This window comes from Paraglaciecola sp. MB-3u-78, from assembly GCF_002835935.1.
Taxonomy (GTDB): Bacteria; Pseudomonadota; Gammaproteobacteria; order Enterobacterales; family Alteromonadaceae; genus Paraglaciecola.
This window is the reverse complement of record NZ_PJCF01000009.1, coordinates 1-21,700: the sequence shown is the minus strand read 5'-3', so window position 1 is coordinate 21,700 and position 21,700 is coordinate 1. Positions and strand designations below refer to the sequence as shown.

The 21,700-nt window shown below is 42.2% G+C and carries 21 protein-coding genes, 1 pseudogene and 1 other annotated feature; of the genes and pseudogenes, 4 read left to right on the top strand and 18 right to left on the bottom strand.

Features of this window, described 5'->3' with window-relative positions; all coding sequences use genetic code 11:
* Positions 1 to 6: 6 nt before the first annotated feature.
* The 11 genes and pseudogenes from CXF95_RS20950 to hisG form a co-directional block, all read right to left on the bottom strand.
* A complete protein-coding gene (locus CXF95_RS20950; protein WP_101200525.1) occupies positions 7 to 2,463 on the bottom strand; it encodes a CHRD domain-containing protein in 2,457 nt (818 codons plus the stop codon).
* A gap of 321 nt (positions 2,464 to 2,784) precedes the next feature.
* Positions 2,785 to 3,405, bottom strand: a complete 621-nt coding sequence (gene hisIE, locus CXF95_RS20945; RefSeq protein WP_101200524.1) for a bifunctional phosphoribosyl-AMP cyclohydrolase/phosphoribosyl-ATP diphosphatase HisIE — start codon at positions 3,403 to 3,405, stop codon at positions 2,785 to 2,787.
* 53 nt (positions 3,406 to 3,458) lie between these two features.
* Positions 3,459 to 3,788 (bottom strand): annotated as a pseudogene (locus CXF95_RS20940) (four helix bundle protein); the annotation flags it as partial.
* A gap of 184 nt (positions 3,789 to 3,972) precedes the next feature.
* The gene (hisF, locus tag CXF95_RS20935; protein ID WP_101200523.1) at positions 3,973 to 4,746 is read right to left on the bottom strand and encodes an imidazole glycerol phosphate synthase subunit HisF; all 774 of its coding nucleotides are present in this window, start codon (positions 4,744 to 4,746) and stop codon (positions 3,973 to 3,975) included.
* A 169-nt stretch (positions 4,747 to 4,915) separates the two neighbouring features.
* The gene (locus CXF95_RS20930) at positions 4,916 to 5,914 is read right to left on the bottom strand and encodes a branched-chain amino acid aminotransferase (RefSeq protein ID WP_101200522.1); all 999 of its coding nucleotides are present in this window, start codon (positions 5,912 to 5,914) and stop codon (positions 4,916 to 4,918) included.
* Between the two features lie 56 nt (positions 5,915 to 5,970).
* Positions 5,971 to 6,711: a 1-(5-phosphoribosyl)-5-[(5-phosphoribosylamino)methylideneamino]imidazole-4-carboxamide isomerase gene (hisA, locus tag CXF95_RS20925; RefSeq protein ID WP_101200521.1), complete on the bottom strand. Its 741-nt coding sequence runs from the start codon at positions 6,709 to 6,711 to the stop codon at positions 5,971 to 5,973.
* 36 nt (positions 6,712 to 6,747) lie between these two features.
* Entirely contained in the window at positions 6,748 to 7,353 is a 606-nt protein-coding gene (gene hisH / locus CXF95_RS20920; RefSeq protein ID WP_101200520.1) for an imidazole glycerol phosphate synthase subunit HisH, read from the bottom strand.
* A 2-nt stretch (positions 7,354 to 7,355) separates the two neighbouring features.
* Positions 7,356 to 8,426, bottom strand: coding sequence for a bifunctional histidinol-phosphatase/imidazoleglycerol-phosphate dehydratase HisB (hisB, locus tag CXF95_RS20915; protein WP_101200519.1), 1,071 nt, complete (start codon positions 8,424 to 8,426; stop codon positions 7,356 to 7,358).
* Positions 8,423 to 9,520: a histidinol-phosphate transaminase gene (gene hisC / locus CXF95_RS20910; RefSeq protein ID WP_101200518.1), complete on the bottom strand. Its 1,098-nt coding sequence runs from the start codon at positions 9,518 to 9,520 to the stop codon at positions 8,423 to 8,425. Before hisC ends, hisB begins: the two co-directional genes overlap by 4 nt.
* Entirely contained in the window at positions 9,517 to 10,827 is a 1,311-nt protein-coding gene (gene hisD, locus CXF95_RS20905) for a histidinol dehydrogenase (protein WP_101200517.1), read from the bottom strand. Before hisD ends, hisC begins: the two co-directional genes overlap by 4 nt.
* A 35-nt stretch (positions 10,828 to 10,862) precedes the next feature.
* Positions 10,863 to 11,762: an ATP phosphoribosyltransferase gene (gene hisG, locus CXF95_RS20900; protein WP_101200516.1), complete on the bottom strand. Its 900-nt coding sequence runs from the start codon at positions 11,760 to 11,762 to the stop codon at positions 10,863 to 10,865.
* A gap of 80 nt (positions 11,763 to 11,842) precedes the next feature.
* Positions 11,843 to 11,955: a sequence feature (His leader region), on the bottom strand.
* A 235-nt stretch (positions 11,956 to 12,190) separates the two neighbouring features.
* Between hisG and CXF95_RS20895 the strand changes: the two genes are divergently transcribed.
* A complete protein-coding gene (locus tag CXF95_RS20895; RefSeq protein ID WP_101200515.1) occupies positions 12,191 to 12,481 on the top strand; it encodes a hypothetical protein in 291 nt (96 codons plus the stop codon).
* Positions 12,482 to 12,535: 54 nt separating this feature from the next.
* Here the strand turns inward: CXF95_RS20895 and CXF95_RS20890 are convergent, their stop codons facing one another.
* From CXF95_RS20890 to CXF95_RS20870, 4 genes are all read right to left on the bottom strand, one after another.
* Positions 12,536 to 13,534, bottom strand: a complete 999-nt coding sequence (locus tag CXF95_RS20890) for a DUF2989 domain-containing protein (RefSeq protein ID WP_101200514.1) — start codon at positions 13,532 to 13,534, stop codon at positions 12,536 to 12,538.
* A gap of 842 nt (positions 13,535 to 14,376) precedes the next feature.
* Positions 14,377 to 15,309, bottom strand: a complete 933-nt coding sequence (locus CXF95_RS20880) for an IS110 family transposase (RefSeq protein ID WP_232787962.1) — start codon at positions 15,307 to 15,309, stop codon at positions 14,377 to 14,379.
* A gap of 757 nt (positions 15,310 to 16,066) precedes the next feature.
* Positions 16,067 to 17,485 (bottom strand): aminotransferase class V-fold PLP-dependent enzyme, encoded by a 1,419-nt coding sequence (locus CXF95_RS20875; RefSeq protein WP_101200512.1) that lies wholly within the window; start codon positions 17,483 to 17,485, stop codon positions 16,067 to 16,069.
* A 277-nt stretch (positions 17,486 to 17,762) separates the two neighbouring features.
* Positions 17,763 to 18,308, bottom strand: a complete 546-nt coding sequence (locus tag CXF95_RS20870; RefSeq protein WP_101200511.1) for a cupin domain-containing protein — start codon at positions 18,306 to 18,308, stop codon at positions 17,763 to 17,765.
* A gap of 556 nt (positions 18,309 to 18,864) precedes the next feature.
* On the opposite strand from CXF95_RS20870, the gene CXF95_RS20865 reads away from it, so the two are divergent.
* Positions 18,865 to 19,161, top strand: a complete 297-nt coding sequence (locus CXF95_RS20865; protein ID WP_101200510.1) for a DUF6172 family protein — start codon at positions 18,865 to 18,867, stop codon at positions 19,159 to 19,161.
* 113 nt (positions 19,162 to 19,274) lie between these two features.
* On the opposite strand, the gene CXF95_RS30065 is transcribed toward CXF95_RS20865, so the two are convergent.
* Together CXF95_RS30065 and CXF95_RS20860 are read right to left on the bottom strand one after the other, a co-directional pair.
* The gene (locus CXF95_RS30065; RefSeq protein ID WP_198556661.1) at positions 19,275 to 19,445 is read right to left on the bottom strand and encodes a hypothetical protein; all 171 of its coding nucleotides are present in this window, start codon (positions 19,443 to 19,445) and stop codon (positions 19,275 to 19,277) included.
* A 128-nt stretch (positions 19,446 to 19,573) separates the two neighbouring features.
* Positions 19,574 to 19,888, bottom strand: coding sequence for a DUF2834 domain-containing protein (locus tag CXF95_RS20860; protein ID WP_101200509.1), 315 nt, complete (start codon positions 19,886 to 19,888; stop codon positions 19,574 to 19,576).
* A 325-nt stretch (positions 19,889 to 20,213) separates the two neighbouring features.
* Here CXF95_RS20860 and CXF95_RS20855 point away from each other — a divergent pair, with 325 nt between their 5' ends.
* Positions 20,214 to 20,483 (top strand): type II toxin-antitoxin system RelB/DinJ family antitoxin, encoded by a 270-nt coding sequence (locus CXF95_RS20855; protein WP_101200508.1) that lies wholly within the window; start codon positions 20,214 to 20,216, stop codon positions 20,481 to 20,483.
* Entirely contained in the window at positions 20,484 to 20,756 is a 273-nt protein-coding gene (locus tag CXF95_RS20850; RefSeq protein WP_101200507.1) for a type II toxin-antitoxin system YafQ family toxin, read from the top strand. It begins immediately after the preceding gene.
* Between the two features lie 188 nt (positions 20,757 to 20,944).
* Here CXF95_RS20850 and CXF95_RS20845 read toward each other — a convergent pair whose 3' ends face one another.
* Positions 20,945 to 21,226 (bottom strand): hypothetical protein, encoded by a 282-nt coding sequence (locus CXF95_RS20845; RefSeq protein ID WP_101200506.1) that lies wholly within the window; start codon positions 21,224 to 21,226, stop codon positions 20,945 to 20,947.
* Positions 21,227 to 21,700 lie beyond the last annotated feature (474 nt).

Sequence of the window (21,700 nt, the reverse complement as noted above, 5' to 3'; positions counted from 1 at the left end):
CTATATTTAGTTAAAGCCTAAGGTTATCTGACCACGAATTTCACCACCCGGATTCTCCGTTGTGTGAAAATTGGTGTATAAACCTGCAGCTTGCATCAAATCCATTTGAGCCATGTCCAAAACAGTATCTTCTGGTACATTGAAAACACCCTCGCCTGCATCTGTCAGGGCTAAAACTACACCACCGTTTACACCGGCTTCGCCAGCATGGATATGGGCCATAGTGGGGGTGATATCAAATACATTAATTGTGCCAATTATGAGTCCAGTTGTAGTATTCAATGTGATAGCGCCCATTCCGCTTGCGTCAGTTGTGACCGCGGGGACTTCTTGGTCACCCGATGGTACGACACCATATACTTCAATATTTGCAGGGGTAATTTGCCCTCTTAATTCACCGCTTGGGTTAGCAGGAGTGTGCACGTTTACGTAGTGGCCTCCTGATAATAATAAGTCGGCAGTAGCCTGCTCTAAATTAATTTCGCCGCCCGATGTCCAAAGGTTTACATCAGCTGCATCTTGGGCCAGTGCCACCAATACACCCCCATTCACACCTGCAAAGCCAGTATGGATGTGAGCCATAGTGGCGTCCTCAACGCCGCTAGTGGCGACAGCTAAAGTGACGCCATTGTCGGTTGTGTCAAATAACGCATATCCACCACCCATCGCATCAGTTATTACTTGTGGGATTTCTTGCAAACCACTCAGGGGGAAAGTCACAACAACAGTAGTATCAGGCACAATTTGCCCACGTACTTCACCGCCTGGATTACTTGGTGTATGTACGTTCAGATACCATTCACCGCTAAGTAAATCGTTGAGTAAACCTGCTGTAAGTTCAGTTTGCTCAAGTACAAATATACCGTCACCCATGTCGGTTAAGCCAAAAGCCACACCACCGTTAGTGCCAATGTCACCATCATGAACATGGGCTGCACTGGCATCCGTTAGCATACTTGCGTCTAAGGTGACTTTAAAAGCGGGTAATGATTCGTCTATTTCAACCATTGCAGTCGCTGCAGACAGAGTATCAACCATAGGCACTTCTTGATTTCCCCCTAAGGTAATATTGAATGTTGTAGAAACATTAAAACTGGGTGCTAAATCATCTGCGGTAATAAGCGTTGGACCGTCGCCTGCCATCAAGCCATCAATCGCAATCGCGGTGTAAACTTTGTTGACTTCTAAACTTAATACGCCTGTTTCTATTGCTGCGTCTTTTGAATCAGCACCCGTTACTGTGACCACATAATCGCCTGCCGCCAACTCCACGTAACCTGTTTCGGATAACATGGGTGTCGTAAAGGTCACACCAGCAAAATTAGGTGATACTGCACTGATGTCACCATCTGCAGTGACATATATATCTACAGCGCCGGCATCTGGCGAGGCATGAAAAATTCTCACTTTTGCTGCGGTAGCAATTGGACGTGGTACGTCTAAAACAAAATCCAGACCAATAGTGGCTAAATCACTGTTAGCAAAGGCAGTATAAAATAGTCCGCTTTCAACAGTGATGGCGGCATCGTCAATAGCAACAGTACTTTCTGATCCATCCACTGCTACATCAATGGTGTAATCTCCTGCATCAACCGCAACATAAGCGGTCACATCTGGATAGCTAATACCGTCGAATAACGTTAATGCATTATTGGCAATCACATCAACCGCGGGTGCATCAGACACTGCATGCACAACACGCACATTCGCTTTTGAATTCACATCCCAAATTTTGAATGATGACGTGCCGTCTGCAACAAGCAAGGTAACAGGCGAAGTGCCTGTACCGGTATTTTGTGTTGCTGCAACCAGTAAATCTGCGTCTGCAGGCAAAGTAACTGTACCAGAGTCAAACACAACTGTTTTTGAACCAGCTGGGGTTATCCTGATTTGATAATCGCCGCCCGTCACTTCTACTTGGCCGGTGCTTTCTTTAAATGATGCCGTGGCTAAAGGTTGTGCTGTTTCAATATCTTCATCCGGCGCGGTGACGTAGATATCTACCATAGGGGCTGCCGGAGCTGCGTGCACTATCTGTACCCTAACGTTTCCAGAGGTAACCGCTGCTCTATCCACTGATACTACAAGAGGCTCAATAGTGCCGTCTGCTGTCGACCCCACTGCTAAAACGTTATAGGATTTTTCACCTTCTAATGTCAGCGATGCTGTTATCACATCGGCAGTACCCCCTGGAATATTTGCTTCAACACGCACTGCATAAGTTCCTTCGTCAACCGTAATCCACGGTGAAGAAACTTGATAATCAACGTTCTCTAAACCTGCAAGTACCGCTGCGCCAGCATAAACATTAACTGTGGGTGCATCGTGTACGGCATGGATAATACGTAAATCTGATGTTGGGGTTGGGACTTCATCAATCACTACAACATTGTCATCATCATTACATGCGACTAGCGAAATCGAAAACACAGAAACTGCTAAAATTTTGCTAAAGCTGATCATACTCATACCTTTTAAGTAAGTTATAAATGTTTTGTTTTGTTCGGCAAAATTGTTACGCAATAAAAAAATTGTTAGATCAATGTTAAGTTTTTAAATTACGACTTTTAATTTGATTTTTTTATAGGTTATTGATTATATGAAGTTTTTTAAAATTTAAGAATGAAAATAAATTATTAGATACAGAAGATGGTTTTGAGGCGTGTTAGGTGTTAACTAAGAGTATTTCCGACTCGGAGGTCATTTAAGTTCAATTCAATTCAGTTTAATCTAATCTTCTATTCCTTCACACTCAGTGAAAGAATAGAAAATACCGATATACATTTATTTTGAATGACGTTGTTTCAATACGTTGATCACATCAGACAAATTCAAATCGCTGGCTTGAAGTAATACAATTAAGTGATACAACAAGTCTGCAGACTCATTTTTTAACTCTTCTAAGTCTTTTACCGTAGCCGCTAGTGCTGTTTCAACACCTTCTTCACCGACTTTTTGCGCGATACGTTTGATGCCTTTACTGTATAGGTGAGCGGTGTAACTAGAGTCAGGATCGGCACCTTTACGTGAGGCAATCACAGTCTCTAATTCAGCGATAAAACTGATGTCAGCTGATTGGCTATCTGCCCAGCAAGTTTCTGAGCCTTTGTGACATGTAGGGCCAACTGGGTTAACCAAAGCTAGTAGTGAATCGTCGTCGCAGTCACTGGTGATTTCGACAAGGTTTAAACTATTCCCCGACTCTTCACCCTTAGTCCATAGTCGTTGTTTTGAACGACTAAAAAAAGTCACTAAGCCTGTTTCTAAGGTTTTATCTAAGGCATCTTGGTTCATAAAACCCTGCATCAATACTTTACCACTGATGGCGTTTTGAACGATACAGGGGATCAAGTTATCCATTTTATCCCAAGCCAGTTTTGCCACATTTTCTTTTGTAATAATCATTTTAATCTCTAGTGTGTTTTAGCTACGAGCTACGACGGTATGCGCGTTAACAGCTACTTTTCTGTATTTAAACTTTTCATTAAACCGCCTAACATGAGTGCGATTTCGTCTATCTCTTTTATTTTTAATAAACCTATATCTTTAGCGATATAGTCAATGTCTATAGCAATCATTAATTGTGTTTTTAATTCACCTGCAGAGCCTTTGGCAATCGATAAAAACCTGAACTTTTCCTTTTCAGTGTATCTTTCCCATCCTTCCGCGATGTTGCTTGGAATAGAAAGGGCGCTACGTGTAATTTGGCTTTTAAAACCAAAATCTCGGCTATAGCTAAATATTTTATACACATCTACAGCAAGTGTATAACTCCTTTGCCAAACCTCTAAATTTTCAAAACACGTTCCTGTGTATTCACATCCTTAAATATTAGCCTTTCTTTTGCTATTAGCTCGTGGCTCGCAGCTACGAGTAACGAGCTCCGAGTTTCGAGCTAATATCTAAGCTTTAGCTCGCAGCTTCTTTTAGTCTTTTAGCTCGCCACTCGAAGCTAATAGCTCGCAGCTTCTTTCAATCTCTAATCGCTATATTCTGCTGACGCAAATACGCCTTTAATACTGGTATGGGAATAATGCCTTTGTGAAACACTGATGCGGCTAATGCGCCATCCACGTCTGCTTGTTCAAACACGTTTTTAAAGTGGACGCTTTCACCTGCGCCGCCTGAAGCAATTAATGGTACCAAGCAGTTTTTGCGGATCGCAGCCAGTTGTTCGATATCGTAACCTTGGCGCACACCATCTTGGTTCATGCAATTAAGTACAATTTCACCGGCACCACGTTGCTGAACTTCTTTGACCCAATCAGCGGTTTCCCAAGTCGTGACCTGAGTGCGGGTTTCATCGCCTGTGTATTGGTGGACTTGATATTTACCTGTTTCTTCATTGAAAAAACTGTCGATACCTATTACGACACATTGTTGGCCAAAGGTGTCGTGCAGGCGGGTGATCAATTCAGGATCTGCCAAAGCGGGGGAGTTGACGGATATTTTGTCTGCCCCCATTTCTAATATTTTACCAGCTTCTTCAACCGTTTTAATGCCTCCAGCGACACAAAACGGGATATCAATGACCTGTGCAATACGAGTCACCCAACTTTTATCCACAACGCGCTGATCACTGGATGCGGTGATGTCGTAAAATACTAATTCGTCAGCACCTTGTTCAGCATACTGCTGAGCTAAAGGCACTATATCGCCAATGATTTCGTGATTACGAAATTTCACTCCCTTGACAACTTTGCCATCTTTGACATCCAAGCAAGGGATAATACGTCTAGCTAACATAAAAAAACCTCAAAAAGCTTCGAGTTTCTAGCTACGAGCTTCGAGCCGCGAGCAAAAACTTAAAACAAAAACTTACAACCATACTATAAGTAACCACTACACTGACCTGCGTAGCTCGTAGCTCGTAGCTCGTAGCTCGTAGCTCGTAGCTCGTAGCTCGTAGCTGCTCTTACCCTACTCGAGTCAACCAATTGTGCTTATCTGGCGCTTTGCCCCACTGAATATCATTTAGTGCTTGGCGTAACTTTTTGGTTGTTGGGCCATGTTCCCCTGCTCCTACTGCGTGCTCTTTACCGTTATGAATAAGGGTGCCGACAGAGGTAAGTACCGCTGCTGTGCCCGATAACGCTGCTTCAACATTGGGTTTGGCCGCTCTTGTTAATAACTCATCAACAGTTAATTGGGTTTCAGTGACTTTCATGCCTAAATCTGCTGCTAAGGTTAAGATTGAGCTGCGAGTTACACCATGTAAAAAAGTAGAATCTAATGCTTTGGTGATAATTTCGTTGCCGTCAATCAATAAGAAGTTAGCTGCGCCTGTTTCCTGCACGTCACCATTTGGGCAGAACAATATTTGATCGGCTTGCACATCGCGTTTTGCGGCTAGAATAGGACCTAGCGCACTAGCATAATTGCCACCACTTTTGATCATGCCCATATGTGGGGCACAGCGTAACCCTGCCTCGTCGAGTAACACTCTAAGAGGTTTTGATCCGCCAGCAAAATAGTCACCCACTGGGGAAATCAGCACATACAACATTGAACTTGTACTCGGTGCTGCGGCTTTGCCTATAGCAGCCTCGGTGCCTATATGTGTAGGGCGAATATACATCGACCCAGGAGGCTCTGGGATATCGGCACTGTATTGCTCAACTATATCTAAAATCATCTTAGAGACTTGGGTTTGGTCAATATCGGGTAACGACAGCAAACGACTGCTTTGGTCAAAGCGGGCAAGGTTTTGATCCATACGGAACACATGAATGCTGCCATCGTCATGTTTAAAGGCTTTTAATCCTTCAAAGCAAGTGCTGGAATAATGCAACACATGGGCACCGGGATGTAACTGGATGCTGTCAGATGCAACAATTGTTGCTTCATTCCACTGATTATTTTCAAAGGTAGTGAATGCCATATGTGGCATAAACACTGTACCAAAAGCCGCCATGATAATTTCCTAATTCGTTGTTATATATGGATGTTGTTGGGTCTAGCTAACATCCGCTATTTAGCTGTATTCCAACATTCAATTGCTTGTTTAACTGTGAACTTACCTTCCAACAGTGCCCGGCCTAAAATGACGCCATTGACAAGAGTTGGTTTAAGCACAGCAATATCGTTAAGGTTACCAATGCCACCCGATGCTTGCCAACCTACAGTGGGAAATTGTTTAGTCATTTGTGTGTAAAGTTGATGGTTCGCACCTTGTAATGTGCCGTCACGACTGATGTCGGTGCAAAGCACATGTTTGGCACCCACAGATAAAAAGTCTGCAAGTAAAGCTTCAATCGACACACCAGAGTTTTCTTGCCAGCCGTGGGTGGCGATAAATTTGTTACCTGACTCGTCAATATTGATGTCTAGCGCGAGTACTATGGCGTCTGCGCCGTACTTTGTGATCCAGCCTTTAACCAGTTGTGGCTCTTTAACGGCTAATGAACCAATCACCACACGTTTAACACCTATGTCTAAAAGTTGTTTCACATCTTCTTCGCTGCGAATGCCACCACCTGCTTGAAACTGCATACGCCCAGTGGCAACCATCTTACCAATCAGATCCAGTTGACGCTTGTTGGTATCTTTGGCACCAGTGAGGTCAACAATATGTAACCACTTTGCCCCTTGGTCCGCATAACTGTGCACCACATCGATAGGGTCAAGTTTATATTCAGTTTTCTGCTCATAGTCGCCTTGATATAAGCGCACTACTGAACCGTCTATTAAATCTATGGCTGGGATGATCATATCTTGCTTGTTAACCTTTTCTTATTATTCGGTCTTTTATAGATCGATAAAGTTTTTCAAAAGGTGTGCCCCTGCGTCGCTTGAACGCTCAGGGTGAAATTGCACACCAAAAAAGTTGTCTTTGTGAATACCGGCAGAAAACTCCATTCCGTATTGGCAACTGGCCATCGTAAATTCTGAGACTGCTACAGCAAAGCTGTGAACAAAATAAAAGTAACTACCGGCATCTATGCCTTTAAATAATGGCGCATCAGCAACGGGTATCACGGTATTCCAACCCATATGAGGTAAACGTAAATCGCCTACTTGCAACCGTTTCACTTCTCCGGGGATCAGCCCCAGACAATGTGTGCTGTCACTTAGGCTTTCTTCTGATTTTTCAACCATTAACTGCATACCCAAACAGATACCCAGTACCGGTTGAGTCAGGCATTGAATGCAGCTTACAAGTTGTTTTTTCTCAATACTGGCCATAGCTGCATTGGCACTGCCCACGCCAGGTAAGAATACTTTATCGGCCTTTTGAATAACGGCTAAATCATCACTTACTGTGACGGGTAAACCTAAACGTTTAACAGCAAATTTCACCGATGAGATATTCGCACAGCCTGTATTTACAATCACAATTTGTTGTGAAACCATGATTACAAGGCACCTTTAGTACTAGGTAAAGCTTCACCTTGTTTGTGAATAGCTTGTCGTAATGCGCGGCCAAATACTTTAAATAAACTTTCAACCTGATGGTGAGCATTGCCTTCGGTAGTCGAAAGGTGCAGTGATAAACCCATCGCCTGAGCAATAGAGTAAAAAAAGTGTGGCACCATTTCGGTCGCCATATCGCCTACTTGATCACGGCTAAATTCGGCATCAAATTTTAAGTGCGGTCGATTAGATATATCTAAAATACATTCGGCGCGGCATTCATCCATAGGTAATGCAAATCCAAAACGGCCAATGCCCCGCTTGTCACCTAGTGCTTGTTTAAGGGCATCGCCAAGTGCAAGGGCGGTGTCTTCTACGCTGTGGTGATCGTCTATATGTAGATCGCCATCTACCGTTAGTATGAGTTCAAAGCCAGCATGAGTGGCAACTTGATCCAGCATATGGTCAAAGAATCCAAGGCCTGTCTGAATAGTAGATTTGGCACTTGAGTCTAAATCTACTGTGACATTGATATTGGTTTCAGACGTTTTGCGTACCACAGTGGCGACACGATTTGAGGCCAATAATTGTTTTTCAATGGCTTGCCAGTTGTAATTGTCACGGCTGTATTTAATACCAACAATGCCCATGTTTTCGGCTAGTTGAATATCGGTGTCACGGTCACCAATTACAAAAGAGCGAGTGAAGTCGACTTTTCCTTGCTGCAGATAGTCTTTCACCAAGCCTAGTTTAGGTTTGCGGCAAGTGCAGTTGTCGCTGTCAAAGTGAGGACAAATCAACACATCGTCAAAGGTCACGCCTTGGCTAGCAAAAATGTCCATCATCTTATTGTGGGCTAAGTCAAAATCAGCTTGGGGGAAACTATCGGTACCTAATCCATCTTGGTTCGACACCATGACTAAACGAAAACCATTTTGCTGAAGTTTAAGTAACACAGGTAGAACTTGTGGTTCAAAGACTAATTTTTCTAGATTATCCAGTTGTTTATCGATGGCTGGCTCTTCAACCAAAGTACCGTCACGATCGATAAAAAGAAGTGCTTGTTGGCTCATGCTGATTTTTCCTGCTGTTTAAAAAAGCGTGCCATTAACCCTAGCAATTTTTCGTTTTGTTGCTGAGTGCCAAGGGTAATACGCAGGCAATTATCTAAGTTTATTTGTTTAGACTGGTCACGAATAAGTACTGCATTCTCCACTAAAAAGTCCATTAATGCCTGTTTTTGCGAATAGCGGAACAGTATAAAATTAGCCTTATCGTCACCCACTAATTCAAGTTCGGGAAACTGGCTTAACTGTTGTTTGAGCCATTGCTTTTGCTGATACAAATATTCGACTTGCTCGGCCATTTGTTTGAGTCCTTTTTGACTCAGGGCTTGGGCGGCAATTTGTGCGACTGGTTCTGGCACCGGGTAGGGTGCAATCACTTTCATGATGCTGTGAATAACGGCGCTATTGGCTAAAGTAAAGCCACAGCGTAATCCTGCTAAGGCAAACGCTTTGGATAAAGTACGCAGCACAACTAAATTGGGATACGCGGCTAATTCAGTGGCCCATGTATTACCGGCATCAAATTCAATATAGGCTTCGTCAACCACTACTAAAGCTGAGTCAGCAAAGTGCTCTAATACCTGTTTAAGCTGCGCCCTGCCAATGGATGTACCCGTTGGATTATTAGGTGAACAAATAAACACTAAGTTCACTTTACCTTGGTAAACACTCATTGCCGGAATATCTAAAGAAAAGTCTGCATTGAGAGGCGCTCTCTCGATACCCACATTGCATGTTTCAGCGCTGATGGCGTACATACCATAAGTAGGCGGACAGATTAAAATACTGTCTTTGCCTGGGGTACAAAACGTGCGGATAAGTAACTCGATGCCTTCGTCGGCACCGCGACTGACCAATAATTGGTTGGCTTGCACCCCTGCATATTCTGCGTAAGGCAGTAATACCCGTTGTGGTTGGCAATCGGGATACCGATTAAAATGTGCAGTGTCGACAGTAAAATCATTAGCAAAAGGTGACTCATTTGCATTTAGCCACGTTTCGCTGTCGCTATCGCCACCCGCAAAAATTCGCCTAGCCGATTCATAAGGCTTTAAGGCCTGTAAATTTTCGCACATTAGCTTATTGACTAAATCGCTCATGATCCTTTATTTTCCAAGTATTCAACATCTAATCTCAACTTTACTGCTTGCCTGTGGGCATCTAACCCTTCAGCATCAGCTAAGTCCATAATGGCGTTACCGATATTTTGTAAGCCATGATAGCTTAGCTCTTGCACCGTATAACGGCGCATAAAGTCAGCTAAGCCTAAGCTAGAATAATTGCGAGCGTAACCATATGTAGGCAATACGTGATTAGTACCACTGGCATAATCGCCAGCTGATTCAGGTGACCATTGACCCACAAAAATTGAACCGGCGTTGGTCAGTTTATCTAAGCTGTCGCGGGCATTTTCTATTTGTATAATGAGGTGTTCAGGCGCGTAAGCATTGCTGACTTCAAAAGCCTGCTCTAGGGTTTCGGTCAAAATATAGCGACTGTGTTTGACCGCTTGTTCGGCAATCGTTTTACGACTCAATGTTGCCAACTGTAAACTGATTTGTTGTTTAACCGCTGCGATCAAATCACGGCTGTTGGACACTAATACCGCTTGAGAGTCAGTGCCATGCTCGGCTTGCGACAATAAATCAGCTGCAACAAACACAGGGTTAGCGTGCTCATCAGCAATCACTAACACCTCAGATGGACCCGCTGGCATATCAATTGCCGGACCGGCTGGAATACGGCTGACCTGTTGTTTGGCTTCAGTGACATAACTATTACCAGGGCCAAAAATTTTATCTACTTTGATAATGCTTTCAGTGCCCAGTGCTAAGGCCGCAATCGCTTGCGCGCCACCGACTAAATATATTTCATCGATACCACACAGACTGGCGGCATAACGAATTTCAACGGCTATTTGACCGTCTTTATTCGGAGGGGTACACAGTACTTTTCTAGCACAACCGGCCACCTGAGCCGTAGCGCCCAACATTAAGACCGTTGAAGGTAATGGAGCTGTTCCGCCTGGAATATATAAACCAACGGATGCTAAAGGCGCATGTTTCAGTTCACAAACCACACCTGGGGACGTTTCAACTACCACGTCTTCGGGGTACTGAGCTTGATGAAATGTTTTTATGTTTGCATAGGCTTGGTCAATCGCCCATTTTACTTCTGGTTTGATTTGGCTGGCGAAGCTACTGAGTGACGCATCATTAAAACGTAAACGCTGTAATTTTGCGCCATCAAAACGTTCAGTAAAAGCCAACAAGGCTTTATCGCCTTGCTGTTTAACTTGCTCAATTATGTCAGCTACCGTATTACTCAAGGCTTGACTGTCCACAAGGGCGGGTCTGCTGAGTAATTTAGCTTGTTCAGTTGGGTTAAGTTGTGCCCATATTTGCATGACTATTTAGCCTCTTAACTAATTTTCGCTTTGTCTTAAGACATCATCTTTTCAATGGGCATTACCAAGATCGAACCGCAACCCAATGCTTTGAGTTTTTCCATGGTTTCCCAAAATAGGGTTTCAGGGCTAACGACGTGGATAGCGACAATGTCGTCACTACCAGCAAGGGCCATCACAGTCGGATTTGCAGAGCCAGGTAATAAACTTTTTACCTGTTCTAAATAAGCCTTAGGCGCATGTAACATGATGTATTTGCTCTCCTTGGCCTGAGCTATACCATCCATACGAGGTAACATTTTGCTAATAAGTGCTTGTTTAGCCTCTGGCATTTCGCCGCTGCGTTGGATAAATACCGCTTTAGATGTAAATATTTCATCGGCTTCTTGTAACCCATTGGCTTCAAGGGTGGCTCCAGTCGATACTAAGTCACAAATTGCATCTGCCAAACCAGCGCGAGGCGCTACTTCAACCGATCCTGTTAACATGACTGTACTGGCGTTAATGTTCTTTTCTTTGAAAAAACGCTCTAATAAAAAGGGATAAGTAGTAGCAATCTTTTTGCCCTGCAACGACTGTAAACCTTGGTAATCCATTTCATTAGGCACGGCAATAGACAATCGGCAACCGCCGTAATCTAAGCGTCTAAGCTCAATATATTCAGCTTTTTTGCCCGCCGCTTTGCGCTCAAGCATTTTTTCTTCTAATTCGTTTTGACCAATAAAACCTAAATCAACAACACCGTCCATCACTAAACCTGGGATGTCGTCGTCACGTACCAATAACAAATCAATAGGTTGGTTAGTAGAATGCGCAATCAACAAGCGGTCACGAATTTGCAATTTAATGCCAATCGCTTTTAATAAAGAGATGCTGTCGTCACTTAATCGTCCTGATTTTTGTACAGCAATACGTAATCTATTGTTATCAATCATGTTTATTCCAATCCTATTTAAAAATTTGTAACTTAACGTGTTGTTTATTAGTGGCTCTTCTGGCTCCAAAGAGGGACCCAAAAGAAAAACCCCCGAAAGATGCCTTCCGGGGGTTTAGAGTGAGTCTGCGCCGCTAGAAGGATTCAATAGACCTCCCAGCAAATACCTGAAAGGTTAAGCTATATGATGATGGACGACTGCTTTCAAGGTAATATTCATAATTTTAGGTTCTTCTAAATCACTGCGCTTCAATGGCGCATACATTATGCAATCGGCCTGATTAATGCAACAATATTTCGGGGGAAAGTTGCCCCTCGCTTACAATTAAATCAACTATGTTAGTTTACAACCCCGTGATTGAATGTTTTATGAACAAAGTTGTCGTAAAAACGGGCAGGTTTTTGTTTTTAATAAACTCAGGAGGAATGATGACTACCGACCTTTTATTTTCAATACTACCGCGAGAGGGCAAGGTCCCTATTGCCCATGATAGCCAAAAAGTCGCAAAAATTGATAGGCAAGAGGCGCTACGCCCTTTAAGTGATGAGGAAAAGGAATTGAAAGGGGAGGAGAGAGACGCTAAGAAAAAGAATCAACAGCATAACAAAAATGCGCATAGCCCAGAGCAAGAGTCTACTTCTGAACAAGTCGAGATTGAAGATAGCGACACCGACCAGAAGAAACCCAAAGGGCCAAAACACTTGGATATTTATGTTTAAGTGAATTAGTGTTTGGGAGAATTAGTCGCCACTCAATCTACCTCTTTTCATTTATTACACCTTAAATTGTTCAATTTTAGTTAAAAACTTGAGCGTAAGTTTACCATCGCTTAGTAAATCATCAAGATCTTCAGCCATATCCTCTAAAGTACTTTTTTTAGATCGTTTATTTTTTTCAATATACATAAGGATAAAGTCAAGGTCTGCTGTAGTATCGTTATTTAACTCTAAAGTTTTTGCGTAAATATAAGAAGCGCCATAATTTCCTTTAGAAAATTGTATTGAAGAAAGGCTCCTGAGTATATTAAAGTGAATATGACCTTCATCATCAAACTTTTCAAACTTTCCATGCATATCTTGATTAAGATCTCCAATCTTATCGACATAATCTCCCTTTGGATAAAGAATTAAACTCTTATGAAGAGCATTCATAGATTTTTCCCCATCAATGTCAGAGTAATGAAGTGATAGATAATATTGTAACCAAGAGATATTTATTTTACCTTGATTGTCTAGGTCAACGAGCTTTTTGATCGCTTCTTTGTTTCCATGTCTTGTCCAGTGGTAGTGTGCTAGTTCAGGTATGCTACTAAAACTAGTCCGTTCTTCTAGCCGCGCTAACTCTTTCTCTGCGTACCTGTAATTATTGAGCTTTTGATTCTTACGTCTTATTGAAGATTCTCCGTAAGCCAACCTTTCTTTTATTTCTTTTTCAGTAAGGGGTCTTGTGCGGTATTTATCTACATTAGCATATTTTGTTTTAACAGAAACGTACTCAATTCCCTTAGCAAGTTCAGCGCACTTAACAAATTTTTCTGTGTTGATTAACGCATTATAAGCAAAGTTATTATCTCTTGTACTTTTCAATTTATGTCGCGCCAAAATCATTTCCTTTCTTTCATTACGACATCGGCTGTCTCCCTGTATTTCTTCACAGAAGTTTTTATCAGCATCACATGCATCTTCAAGTGTAATTTCATTTGGATCGTTAATACACCCTATAAGTGATATTGAAATAAAGATCGCCGCCGCATGGCTATATATTATGCGCATAAAGTTACCTTATAATGTTGTTTATTATATACACGTATTTAAATTTTCAACGACTAACTTTGAAAATTATTTATCTTTAACATTCCTGTTTGCAGGAGGGTTAGGGTTTTTAATTTCCTGTGGATTCTTCCAGACTATGATGGGTCTGGCGCTGATCTCAGTTTTTTTATATTCGTCTTTTGTTGGCATGTTATAATCGGTCTTAAAGTTACTAGATTTAATGCCCATAGAATTTGCGATATCTTGGAGTGTTAGTGGGGTATAGGTAAAATAAAACGTCATTTTTCCTAAAATCAAAATACATGATGCCTTATATTTTCCATATTGACATCTATTTCATATTCAAAACCTGCGGGGTCACCCATTAGCCAGCCGGTGTCAATAGAGCGTCAGTAATCGGAGCGCCCAGGCAAGCATAAAGTTATGTGACTCTGCTTCGGTGTACCGGTTATATTATTCGCAATATTTGTTTTTCTATTGGTCGTGCTGGATAAATATCCGCAACAGTCACCCATCTGGATCTAGGTCGAGAAATACTTCTTCCTTCCCCCACGTACCTAAGTACGCCACAAAGCTTTGCATGGAGCAAAGATTAACATCCGCAAGATGGCCTTTAGGTGGAGGGCAGGACGCCCGTAATCAAAAACTTCAGTTCCCCTAACGGCGTTACGCATATTATCCAATGCGATATTACGCACAGAGTAAGTGGCTAAGCTTGCACTTTCCAGACCCAAAGTGGCTTAACATGTGGGCGAATAAAAATAAATACCGGCATCATCCTCCACTCAGAGTGTGATGGCTTGTTATCCAACCCCGCAAACGGGCTGAATGATGCCAGTAAACTAGTGAAACACTCTATCGATATCGAATGCCTCGTTGTTCTTTAACATATGAAATACTGCCCGTGAGAGTTTGTGTGCCACTGCGCGTATGGCGACTATCCCATTACGTTTTTGTCTTTTACGCTCATAAAAACCTTTTGCTTGGTTGTTGAAACGCACCATGTAGTGAGCGGCTTCTGAAAATGCCCACGATAGATATTTGTTTCCTGCCTTGCGATTACCAGTGCCTTTTTTCTTGCCGTTACTTTCACGAATGCTATTCACGCAGCGGCAATAAGACGCGTAATTCCCTGGCGAGTCAAAACGCTGAATATCGCCAGTTTCGAGCATAATGGTTAAACCCAAAATCGGGCCAATACCTGTGACTGATGTGAGTAACTTATATTCATTTTTGAGTGATACACCTTCCAAAACTTGTTGCTCGACGAGTTTAATTTGTGTATCCAACGTACGCATCAACACCAGATTACTATTGGCAGAATGGTAAAGGTAACCGTCTTTTTCGAAGGGAAGAACAAAGTCTTTTCTACGAATGGCAGTACATGTCTGTTTATAACCTAGCGAGCGCCAGATTTGGTTTTGAATACTGAGAGCATGTGTAGAAGCATGTCTGACAAGTTGCCGTCTTCGCCTGAGTAAATCTCTTTCTTGGCGATATTCTGGCGGGTAAATATAGCCCGTAGGTAGAATGTCTAAACGCATTAGGTGCGCCAAGTGAAAAGCATCCTGATGGTCTCCGCTGTATTTTAACCCATCGTATTGCTTCACCGCTGTGGTGTTCACCAGCTCTACCTTGAAACCATTTTCTATAAGCCCATCGACGAGCCAATACCAGTTAAAAGTGGATTCAACGGCCACTGCCTTCAGCTCCTTTTTATAGGGCAATAGTAACGCAATGGTTGTATTTAAATCATTGTCGATGCGCTTATCCACTAACTTGTTATCCTCTTCATCAATGACAACCGCGCGGCGGCCGCCACTACGTGGTTGTTTGAATGTAAATCAATGCCGCAGTAATATGACATTACAGTCTCCTGTTTTCGTTTGGTTTAGGAACCTACAGCTTAGCTGGAACTTAAACTAGGAGGCTGGCTAGAGGATTATCAGGTTCGTTGAAAATCGACAAAATCGATAGGGTCAGTAACGTTGATTTATCAAAAGCTGAATGACTCCTAATGGCACAAAGTTCACCTTCAGGTTTAACACTCGACTGTCCGGTATTAGGCTCAGAGCTGCCTGATTCAATTCCCTAATGACTGCTTAGCCCATGATTGCTGACAGTCGATGAAACCATTTGGAATTACAAGTGAATTACAAGGATCAGCCATCGTAAAATTGCAAGAAAATCGGCTTTACCGATAACCGCTTTGGTGGCATAGCCACTACTTTTCCCGCATTTAAGGTTTCAGCTCGAAAAGGTTTATTTTAGGGGCAAATGGCAAGTGGACGCCGCGCGGGATGCCATTTGAGCTAAAGCTGGAGGGACTCATTCTTTAGCGACGCTAAAATAAGCCTTTTTGTGTGGTTAAGAACTTTAGTAGCGGCGGCTTCTTTTTGGTTACTTTATTCTTAGCTGTAGAAGAAAAAGTGACTGGCTAGAATGGATTCGAGACAAAAACTATCACGCGGACGCCGCGCGGGATGATGGCGCGAAGCGTGCTTTTCTATCTTAAAAAAACTTTAGGGCAAGTTATGCTGACCTAACCGCATCCCATGCTCGTAACAAAGAAGCCGCAAGCACCTCAATATCACCTTTGTCGGTAAGCTGGGAAATGATGGAGATCCGTAATATGGATTGATATTTCCATGTTGCGCCCAGGACAAAGTTTTTATTTTCTTCGTGAATTTTCCGGATTACAGCGGCGGTCATCTGATTACGTTTTTCCAGTTCTTGGTTTTCGTCGCCAAAAGCAATGGCCAGCTGATTTAATACTACTTGGTTTAGAATTCTGATCCCGGGTGTGCCTGCCAATCGTTGTTGCAGTAGTTTGGCGCAATCATGATGGCGGGTGATCATTTCTAACACTCCCTCACGTCCCAAAGCTTGCAGCACCGCCCAGAGAGTAAATCCGCGGGCGCGCCGTGAAAGCTCCATACCGAATTGGGTAGGATTGCGGCCATCATCGGGATCACTGACCAGATAGCTGGCAGAAATATTCATGGCTCGGCGATGGGCGTTAGGATGTTTGACAATGGCATAACCGGAATCATAGGGCACTTGTAACCACTTGTGCCCGTCTACTGTCCATGAGTCTGCGTGTTCTAGTCCTTCACAATGGTGAGCAAGGGAGGGGGCGGCTCGCGCCCAGAGACCAAAAGCGCCGTCCACATGAACCCAAGCATTATGCGTTTGACATAGGGGGATAATGTCATTAAATGGATCGAAGGCGCCGGAGTTGATGTGGCCGGCCTGCAGGATCACAATTTTCGGTCCGTCGGTTTGACTTAGTTTATGTTCAAGATCAGCAGGCAGCATTCGACCTTGGTCATCAACCGCTATAAAAACAAGGTTTTTGCGCCCGAAACCGAGATACCTGAGGTTTGAGAGAATGGTGGCATGGGCCTCTTCACCCAGAAATACCTGGATGTTGGGTGCCCCGGTTAGGCCTTCCTGTTCTAGGTCGTAGCCTTGGCGATGTAAGACTTCACTGCGAGCCACACTGAGGCAAATAAAACTGGCCGTAGTGGCTCCCGTGGCGAAGGCAAATGAGCATTGGGGTGGTAAATCAAGTAGTTCGAGTATCCATTTTGCAGAGACTTCTTCGGCAATAGCCGCGGCAGGAGCGGTTTGATGGATTGCAGCATTCTGTCCCCAGGCAGAGGTCAGGATATCCGCGGCTACACCAATGGGATGAGATGCGCCTTGAACCCAGGCATAAAAATTTGGATGAGTATTGTTGACCAGACCGTGCTTGGCGGCACTGACTAAATGCTCGATAACTGCTTCGCCGTTCAAGCCCTGACTCGGCAAATCGCCGTCAAACCGTGCTCTAAGTTCGGCCGTTGTTGCCGAGGGAAAGGCCGGTAATTTTGCTCCATCCTCACGCCATGCTACTGCATGTTCAAGCGCCTTCTCGGCGGCCGCTTTGAATTCTTTTTGAGTGGTCATGGATTGCCCTTATAAATTGTTGAAGTATTATGTGGTGCCCACAATATGTAAGGGGGTCACTGAAACGCTCAACTATTATCCGCAGAATTCCATTCAGCTAAGTTGATTTCTGAAACAACCCACAGAGTGATTTAATCCATGTGTGGTGTTGGTCGGTTGAATTCGTAGCTCTTACCTGATTATCAAGTTAAGTCAGAGCTATTTATTTTAATCTTACAGCATTCCACATAGATAATTGGCCTCTCAGGAATTATCTATGCTGATTGGTATATAGTATTCACTCGGTATTAGGCATGGCTGTTTTATTCGCTAAACGCTCAATGATGACTTTATGTTGTGGGAACTGCTTGAGTAATTCGTCTCGACTCACGTCTATCATGTCTGCGATTTCCCATCCAGGCGCCACCGCTTCACTCACTAAACCGTAAGCCCCTGATGTGAGTTCCGCCGCTTTATAAGTGCCACCAGGTACAGCAAGTTGCAACTGCTGACCATTGAGCATATCTGGGCCAACGACTACTTTTTCATAATGTCCGTCTGGGTAAATCATGTGATAGGTAATCGGGGCGCCCATATGATAAAACTCGATACCATCTGAATACTTAGTATGAAAATGATCGATACTATTGTCGTCGGTCAACATGTAATAGATAGCGGTCATGGTGGCACGATCGCCACGGGCAGTGGTGACTGGCTCCCTGTGATCGGCTTTAAATGTTTGACGAAAATATCCCCCTTCGAAGTGATGTTCTAAATTTAGCTGTGATATGACTTGTTCTTTGGTCAATGCTTTAGCTGGGTTAGGAGAGGTTTGGTTATTCATAGGTTTGGTATTATCCTTAAGGGAATTTTATGTTTTTTATGAGTGCTAAGTAAGGCGATTGATAATGATCATATTCGCAATGGTATCGCTTTACACATCCTTTTGATAAACATGCCTTAAAGGACACATCATCCTTGATGTATATGACAGAAAATTTGATGAATGGATTCTTTGATTACCCCCTACATCATAGTTAGGGCAACACTACTCGGTCATATTAGTGGCTCGTTTGTGTATGCTCACTTTCTATTTTTCTCGTGTTTAGCGCTGTTCATCCGAGAACCAGACTTAATCGATTATTCAATAAAAAAGGTCTTATTCTGGTCGATGCCGAAGCCACTTTTGCATCCGTGGATGACTATTCGTTACTAGGTACATCTATTGATAAGGTGATCTTGTATAATCACTGGACTTAACATACGTTAGTTCTGCCACTTCAGAGTCTTAACTCACTTAGAGAGATTAGCGTATTGAAATTGGCTAGCTCGCCTATCCTTGGTAACATATCACGTCAACTAAATGCCTAGTGTCAATTAGGCTAATACGAGTAATTAATATGAAAAAAACCTTTGTTTTGTCTCATCCCAAAATCAAATTGCCGAGGTTGGTCGATAGTATCAGACATGAAGTGAAGAAATATCTTAGGCGCGAAAGAAACAAGCCGGCCCCGGATGGCGCCGACTTTTGGGATTTTGACTGCCGTTTTGGCGCCGACAAAGACAATGCAGAAGTGATCCATCTTGGAGCCATTAATCAACATATTGATGAAGCGGAAAAAAATGAACTGGCGTCTTTTTATTTGGAAATTATCGCAAAACCCGGCCATAAAAAAAATGAGCGAGGGATTAACTGACATTTAGCGAGGGGAAATTCGGCAGCAACTACAAGGGCATTTAATCCTGTCCTTGGCGTTTGAGAAAATGCTAAGCCGACTGAAAAAACTACGCTGATAGAGCTAACTATGCATCAATCTTTTTTGCTTATGGTTATTTCAATGTTTTTACTGTCCCCAGCAAACCATTTTTGCACATAAATGCTACCGATAACGGGTGGCATCCCTTCTTCTGGTACTTCTTTAAATCGAACACTATTTTTATTCTGTTTTTCGAATTCAAACTTAACTTTCTTTTCAGACATTTGTCATCCTTACTATTTGCAGCTTAATGTATGGAATATAACCTAACATAGCCTTTTTTATTTGCTTGTGTCACATTTTGACACAGCCGGAGAATTAACATACCTGTGCTGTTAATTGCTGTAATTTGTTATTTTTCATTTGCGCGAACATTTTTACGTAATGCTAAATAAAGCAAAGGCCCAATAGACACAAACACTAATGTTAGTAACGCAAATGGTAGCCAGTACATCGCTGTTTTATTAAGCTGCTTAGCATCGTTGTATATCCATACAATTGCTAATATAGCCATAATATATAAATCAATTAATACTTGGGCTGTGTCAGGGCTAGTTATTAACTGATAGCCGAAGCTAAGCAAAGATTGTTCTGCTACAGACATCGTATAAGCGGTATACAATACAAATGGAATTAACAGAGAAGTCGCCAATCCTTTAATTTTCAAAAAAACTCCTTTAACTTAAATTATTGCTCTGAAAACATAATGTCCAATATTAAACAGGCCATTTTTTATACTACCGCTACGTTATTCTTTTAGAAACGTTTTCCTCAGATAGGGAAAAGATAATTGTTTAAAAACAGAATAATCATGATTGTAAATGCTGTCTTAGGTGGCTCTGCCACTGCTTTACGCATTTGAAACTTCAGCACTTAGGGACTTATTTTTAGTGACGATTACTTTCTTTATATACTGTTTTTAATCCTTGTTGATTGCTTTTTGGCTGCTATTCGCTACCATTGTATTACTATGTAAAACAATGGTGGTATTTATGAAGACAGAAATGCTAAGTACACGCATTGATCTCGATACAAAATTAGCTTTTACCCATGTTTGCGATGAAGTTGGATTGAGCCCATCTCAGGCAATAAAGTTATTTGCTAAAGCCGTAATTAATTATGGGGGGATACCATTTGAATTGCGCGCTAAAACACCCAACTCTAAAACGTTAGAGGCGATTGCAGAACTGGAAAGCGGAAATGGAAATGCTGTTGCTGATGTCAGCCAACTATTACAAGAGGTGGGAGTTAATAAAGCCTAAATGTATAAGCTAGAATATTCGACTCAGTTTAAGAAAGATTTCAAAAAAATAGTCAAACTAGCTATACCAGATGTCGTTGAAGTGGGTCATGTTATTTCAACGCTTCAGCAAAGGCAGATATTAGCAGAAAAATACGTTGATCATGGGCTCACTGGAAATTGGTCAAATTATCGGGACTGCCACGTAAAACCAGATTTAGTACTTATTTATAAAATTGAAAACGACATTCTTAAATTGGCTAGAGTTGGCACCCATAGTGATCTATTTCGTTAACACGAAGCGTGTTTTTTAAGTGTATGCATACACGATAGTCAGTAGTGATAGAGTTCTATCTTTAGGTATTACCATTGCGAATTAATAGGACCGTCATCGTAAGAAGGCACCTCTGAGGTGCCTAACGGCTCAAATATGGGGCGCGCGTTGTTTGCGCGTCCCTGCCATTATTTGTTTGTTATACGTAATTATCTACCGTACTTTAATTCTATTAGTTGTTTTAATAAATCGGTACGTTCAACATTTGAATAGCCTATACTCGCCATCGATGATGCGATAAACATGAAGTGCATATTTGACCAACTATCACCATCTAACCAGACAGTAAAAATATAATAAACTGTTAGCGCACCCAAAGTCATGTATGGCACGAAACCAAGTCGATGAAACTTTTTTTCGATTTTTTGAATTTGCTCCATCTTTTTATATTCATTAAGGGCTTTGACATCTTCTATTGAATTTAACTCCATCTACCAACTCTCCTTTACGTATAACTTAATAGAAGGCGTGCCGTCTGTTTAGTTTTTTCATTGCACCTTCTATCACAATTAGAATGTAGTTCACATTATCCGAATTTATTAACCTTATCAACGTGTTAATGAAAATTACGTTCTTCAGAGATAGGGAAAGTGGGCATTGCGCCTGTTTAGTCATTTGCAAAACTACTAATCACCTACAACTGTGTATTTATAAGGGCTATCCACTTAGCCCGACCAACCACTACATGTTGTGGTTCCTTTCTTTTGTCATTTAGGTCTTATTGGTGCGCTTAATTGACATAACGAATTGAAAAAATTAATGTCTTGTTAGAGCGAAAAGCAGACAAACAAGTTAATCATCTTAAGGACGGCAATTCCGACATAGCAGACATACGAACGAAGAATTATATTTCTGTATTTTGCTGCTAAAACCCTTCAATATCAACTTCCTCTATCCGTCGGCCA

What these genes read in the sequence shown, in the direction of transcription:
- CXF95_RS30065 (WP_198556661.1), bottom strand. Translation starts at nt 19,445, where the DNA reads ATGTCTGAAAAGAAAGTTAAGTTTGAATTCGAAAAACAGAATAAAAAT.
- CXF95_RS20870 (WP_101200511.1), bottom strand. Translation starts at nt 18,308, where the DNA reads ATGAATAACCAAACCTCTCCTAACCCAGCTAAAGCATTGACCAAAGAA.
- hisC (WP_101200518.1), bottom strand. Translation starts at nt 9,520, where the DNA reads ATGAGCGATTTAGTCAATAAGCTAATGTGCGAAAATTTACAGGCCTTA.
- CXF95_RS20875 (WP_101200512.1), bottom strand. Translation starts at nt 17,485, where the DNA reads ATGACCACTCAAAAAGAATTCAAAGCGGCCGCCGAGAAGGCGCTTGAA.
- hisG (WP_101200516.1), bottom strand. Translation starts at nt 11,762, where the DNA reads ATGATTGATAACAATAGATTACGTATTGCTGTACAAAAATCAGGACGA.
- CXF95_RS20845 (WP_101200506.1), bottom strand. Translation starts at nt 21,226, where the DNA reads ATGGAGTTAAATTCAATAGAAGATGTCAAAGCCCTTAATGAATATAAA.
- hisB (WP_101200519.1), bottom strand. Translation starts at nt 8,426, where the DNA reads ATGAGCCAACAAGCACTTCTTTTTATCGATCGTGACGGTACTTTGGTT.
- hisA (WP_101200521.1), bottom strand. Translation starts at nt 6,711, where the DNA reads ATGATCATCCCAGCCATAGATTTAATAGACGGTTCAGTAGTGCGCTTA.
- CXF95_RS20895 (WP_101200515.1), top strand. Translation starts at nt 12,191, where the DNA reads ATGACTACCGACCTTTTATTTTCAATACTACCGCGAGAGGGCAAGGTC.
- CXF95_RS20890 (WP_101200514.1), bottom strand. Translation starts at nt 13,534, where the DNA reads ATGCGCATAATATATAGCCATGCGGCGGCGATCTTTATTTCAATATCA.
- CXF95_RS20950 (WP_101200525.1), bottom strand. Translation starts at nt 2,463, where the DNA reads ATGATCAGCTTTAGCAAAATTTTAGCAGTTTCTGTGTTTTCGATTTCG.
- hisD (WP_101200517.1), bottom strand. Translation starts at nt 10,827, where the DNA reads ATGCAAATATGGGCACAACTTAACCCAACTGAACAAGCTAAATTACTC.
- CXF95_RS20855 (WP_101200508.1), top strand. Translation starts at nt 20,214, where the DNA reads ATGAAGACAGAAATGCTAAGTACACGCATTGATCTCGATACAAAATTA.
- hisIE (WP_101200524.1), bottom strand. Translation starts at nt 3,405, where the DNA reads ATGATTATTACAAAAGAAAATGTGGCAAAACTGGCTTGGGATAAAATG.
- hisH (WP_101200520.1), bottom strand. Translation starts at nt 7,353, where the DNA reads ATGGTTTCACAACAAATTGTGATTGTAAATACAGGCTGTGCGAATATC.
- hisF (WP_101200523.1), bottom strand. Translation starts at nt 4,746, where the DNA reads ATGTTAGCTAGACGTATTATCCCTTGCTTGGATGTCAAAGATGGCAAA.
- CXF95_RS20930 (WP_101200522.1), bottom strand. Translation starts at nt 5,914, where the DNA reads ATGGCGGCTTTTGGTACAGTGTTTATGCCACATATGGCATTCACTACC.
- CXF95_RS20865 (WP_101200510.1), top strand. Translation starts at nt 18,865, where the DNA reads ATGAAAAAAACCTTTGTTTTGTCTCATCCCAAAATCAAATTGCCGAGG.
- CXF95_RS20850 (WP_101200507.1), top strand. Translation starts at nt 20,484, where the DNA reads ATGTATAAGCTAGAATATTCGACTCAGTTTAAGAAAGATTTCAAAAAA.